The 4,069-nt window shown below is 69.9% G+C and carries 4 protein-coding genes; 3 read left to right on the top strand and 1 reads right to left on the bottom strand.

All coding sequences use genetic code 11. From position 1 onward, the window contains the following. The coding region (locus tag IH13_RS0103030) for an adenosylhomocysteinase (RefSeq protein ID WP_031080821.1) at positions 1-691 on the top strand (691 nt) is incomplete at its 5' end. Between the two features lie 223 nt (positions 692-914). Further along, complete coding sequence (locus tag IH13_RS0103025; protein WP_031080819.1) at positions 915-1,547, top strand: hypothetical protein; 633 nt, start codon at positions 915-917, stop codon at positions 1,545-1,547. 34 nt (positions 1,548-1,581) lie between these two features. On the opposite strand, the gene IH13_RS0103020 is transcribed toward IH13_RS0103025, so the two are convergent. Next, positions 1,582-2,562, bottom strand: coding sequence for an RDD family protein (locus tag IH13_RS0103020; RefSeq protein WP_031080817.1), 981 nt, complete (start codon positions 2,560-2,562; stop codon positions 1,582-1,584). 126 nt (positions 2,563-2,688) lie between these two features. On the opposite strand from IH13_RS0103020, the gene IH13_RS0103015 reads away from it, so the two are divergent. Beyond that, positions 2,689-3,696, top strand: a complete 1,008-nt coding sequence (locus tag IH13_RS0103015; protein ID WP_031080816.1) for a stage II sporulation protein M — start codon at positions 2,689-2,691, stop codon at positions 3,694-3,696. The last annotated feature ends 373 nt before the right edge of the window (positions 3,697-4,069 follow it).

Below are 4,069 nucleotides of genomic sequence, written 5' to 3'. Positions count from 1 at the left end.
CCGTGCCACCGACGTACTGATCGGTGGCAAGACGGCGGTCGTCTGCGGATACGGCGACGTGGGCAAGGGCTGCGCGGAGTCGCTGCGCGGCCAGGGCGCGCGGGTGATCATCACCGAGATCGACCCGATCTGCGCCCTGCAGGCGGCGATGGACGGATACCAGGTCACCACCCTGGACGACGTGGTGGAGACGGCGGACATCTTCGTCACGACGACCGGCAACAAGGACATCATCATGGCCGGCGACATGGCCCGGATGAAGCACCAGGCCATCGTCGGGAACATCGGCCACTTCGACAACGAGATCGACATGGCCGGCCTGGCCAAGATCGACGGGATCGTCAAGGACGAGGTCAAGCCGCAGGTCCACACCTGGACCTTCCCGGACGGCAGGGTCCTGATCGTGCTGTCCGAAGGCCGCCTGCTGAACCTGGGCAACGCCACCGGGCACCCGTCGTTCGTGATGTCCAACTCGTTCGCGGACCAGACGCTGGCCCAGATCGAGCTGTTCACCAAGCCGGAGGCCTACCCGACCGACGTCTACGTGCTGCCGAAGCACCTCGACGAGAAGGTCGCCCGACTCCACCTGGACGCACTGGGCGTGAAGCTCACGACCCTGCGTCCCGAGCAGGCCGACTACATCGGCGTACCGGTCGAGGGCCCCTACAAGTCCGACCTCTACCGCTACTGAGCGATCCGTCGGCCACCCGGCCGGCCTTCCTCGACAGCAGGACCGAGCGCAGGCCCCCGCACCCCCGTGCCGGGGGCCTGCCCCGTGTCGCCCCACGCGCCTCGTGCCGAGCGGCTTCGCCCGACCCGTGCAGACCCGTGGCTCTCCGCGCCGTGCCGGGGAACCACCCCGCCACGGCACCAAGTCATCGCACCCGCACGGTCCGAGGAACCCGAAGGACCCCATGCCCCGCGGCCGATATTCGCTCCACGACCTCCACGACCACACCCCCCTCGGTGAAGAGCACTTCCACTGCGCCCCCGGGCCTTCCGGCTGGCGCTACGTCTCCCGGACGACGGCACCCTCCGGCGCACATCTGGGCTCCGTCGATCTGGCCCTGGACGAGCTCGGCCGGCCCATCCGTCTCGAACTGCACGCCGCGAGTTGGCAGGTCCGCGGCGCCGCCCTCCAGGGCGTCACCTGGGTACGGACCGACCCCACGGGCGCTCACGCCGCCGAAGGCAACGTCCGCGCCCACACCTTCTCCGGTACCTCCCCCGCGTTCCTCGTCGCCACCAGTCGGCTCCTGCGCCTCACCCCCGATTCCCCCGAGACCCGCGTCCGCGTGGTCACCTTCACGGACCCGGTCCTCGCCCCCCGAACCGTCGACCAGTCGTGGGCCTTGGTGAACAGTGAAGCGCACGCCACTGACAACGGCCCCCTGATCGTGGACGAGTACCAGGTCAGCGCACTGGACACCGGTGAAAGGCATACCGTCCACCTGGCCGGTGACGTGGTCCTCGCCGCGCCGGGCATCGAGCTCGAACACCTGGAATCGCCACCCTCGCCCGCCCCCGTGCCCCGCGCGGCGGAGTGAACGGGCCCGCCACGCACCGGCGTCCGTGCCGGAATCAGGCGGGCGGAGCGAATCCGCCCCCGGCCGACGCTCCCGTCCCTTCCGGCCCCGCGGATGGCGCGGGCGCGCCGGGGTCCGAGGGGGCAGAAGGCCCGACGCGGACGGACCCGTCGGCCTGTGCCCCCGCGGAGCCCGCAGGTGAGGGTGAGGAGCCCGGAGTGGGCGCGGCCGGGCGAAGCCCTCCGGGGGCCGGACTCCCGGTCGGCGGGTACACCGCGGCCCCCCGGCCCGCGGACGCCACGACCCGGCGGACATCGCGCGCCTGCCGCTCGTTGACCACCGCCGCCAGGTACGCCGCCGCCGGAACCCCCTGCGGCGCAGGCGTCCCCGTGCGGGCCACGAGGTCCGCCGACAGACGTTCGGCGATCGACAGCCCCACCGCGCCGTCGAGCTGGTGCATCCGCGTCAGGTACTGGCGTACGGCGAGCCACAGTTCGTCCGGTACGGCCGAGAGGTCCAGCTGGGCGAAGCGCCCCACGAGCCAGGGCGGCGGTGGCGGTACCGAGGCCGCGCGCCCCGGCAGGCGCTCACGTACGACGAGGGTGCCCGCGAACACGTCGCCGAGCCTCCGGCCCCGCGCCGAGACCAGCGAGGAGACACAGGCGACAACGCCGAACGTGCCGAGGACCTCCACCACACCCATCGCCCCCCGGACCAGGGCGTGCCGGAAACGGATCGGCCCGCCGTCATCCCGTACGACCCGGAGCCCGCAGGCCAGCTTGCCCAGGGACCGGCCACGGGTGAGCGTCTCGACGGCGATCGGTCCGCCCACCGGAACCAGGAGGAAGGCTGCGACGGCGATCGCGGCGCCGGCCGCGTCGTCGAGCGACACCGTCGCCACGGCCAGACCGACGGATACCAGCATGAACACGGCCAGCACGACCGCAAGATCGATGACGACCGCCAACGCCCGGCTCGGCAGCCTCGCCGGCTGCAATCCCAGTACGACCGCGTCCCCGGTCACGAGTTCGTTCATCGCCACCCACCCCTAGCCGCCCTTGTCTGCCCCTCGGAAGCTCAGTCTGCCAAGCTGGGCCGGAGCGCGCCGCCGTAGTACGGACCCGTACGCCGTACACCCCCATGCCTGGAGCAGCAGCCGACCATGGATCTCGACGTCTTCGTGACCACCCACCGCATCGAGTGGGACCGCCTGGACCATCTCCTGCACCGAGGGCGCGACCTGACCGGCACGGAGGCGGACGAACTCGTCACCCTCTACCAGCGCACGGCCACCCATCTCTCCCTCATCCAGTCCAGCGCGCCGGATCCCCAGCTGACCGCACGCCTCACCCAGCTCGTCGCCCGGGCCCGCTCAGCCGTGACCGGGACCCGCCGGGCCACCTGGCGGGACGCCGCACGTTTCCTGACCGCGGGATTCCCCGCAGCGGTCTACCGCTCGCGGCACTGGTGGATACCGACGGCGGTGCTGTCGACGGTTCTGGCGGCGGTCATCGGCTGGTGGATCGGTACGCATCCGGAGGTCCAGGCGGCGATCGCCGCCCCCGACGACCTGCGCGCCATGACCCGTCCCGGCGGGGAGTACGAGACGTACTACTCCAGCCACCCGGCGGCTTCCTTCGCCGCGCAGGTCTGGACGAACAACGCGCAGGCGGCCGCCATGTGCCTGGTCCTTGGCGCGTTCCTGTGCGTTCCGGTCATCTGGATCCTCTTCGTCAACGTCCTCAACCTAGGCGTCGGCATCGGCCTGATGTCCTCGGCCGGCCGTCTGGACACGTTTCTGGGGCTCGTGCTGCCGCACGGCCTGCTCGAACTCACCGCGGTGTTCGTCGCCGCCGGCACGGGTCTCCGTCTCGGCTGGACCGTCATCGACCCGGGCCCCCGTACGAGACGTGCCGCCCTGGCCCAACAGGGGCGCGCCGCACTGGGCATGGCCATCGGCCTGGCCCTGGTCTTGTTCGTCTCCGGTGTCATCGAGGGTTTCGTGACGCCGTCCGGCCTGCCCACCTGGGCGCGGATCGCCATCGGCATCGGGGCTGAACTGGTCTTTCTGGCTTACGTCTACGTCCTTGGTGGACGCGCGGCGCGGGCCGGCGAGATCGGCGACGTGGAAGCGGGCGAGCAGAGTGCCGAGCAACCGGTCGCAGCCTGACGGGCCGATGTGCAACCGCCGGTGCTGACCTGCTAGTCTCATCCTCGCCCACCAGAGCTGTTGACATGGCTGCTGTGGGGAGGTAGGTTTTAACGGTTGCGACGGACTGGACAAGTCCAGAAGCGGCCGACTAAAGTTCATCTCGCTCCTGCATGGGAACAGTTTTTCCCGCAGAGCCGATCGATTCTTCTCTTCCGAGCAGACAGGCTGATTTTCTTCAACCGAATTGCTTCTGATAAAGTCGAGTCAGCCGAAAGGCAAAGGCCCTTCCATGGCCATCGGATTCACATTTCGAGCCGGAAACGGAACGGAAAGAGTCTGGTAAGGTTGGAACCGCCGGAAAGGGAAACGCGAAAGCGAAGAACTGGAAAGC

Origin of the sequence: Streptomyces sp. NRRL WC-3549, assembly GCF_000721935.1 — a bacterium.
Lineage (GTDB): Bacteria > Actinomycetota > Actinomycetes > Streptomycetales > Streptomycetaceae > Streptomyces.
Note: the sequence above shows the minus strand (reverse complement) of the source record. Positions and strands in the feature narration are given on the sequence as shown.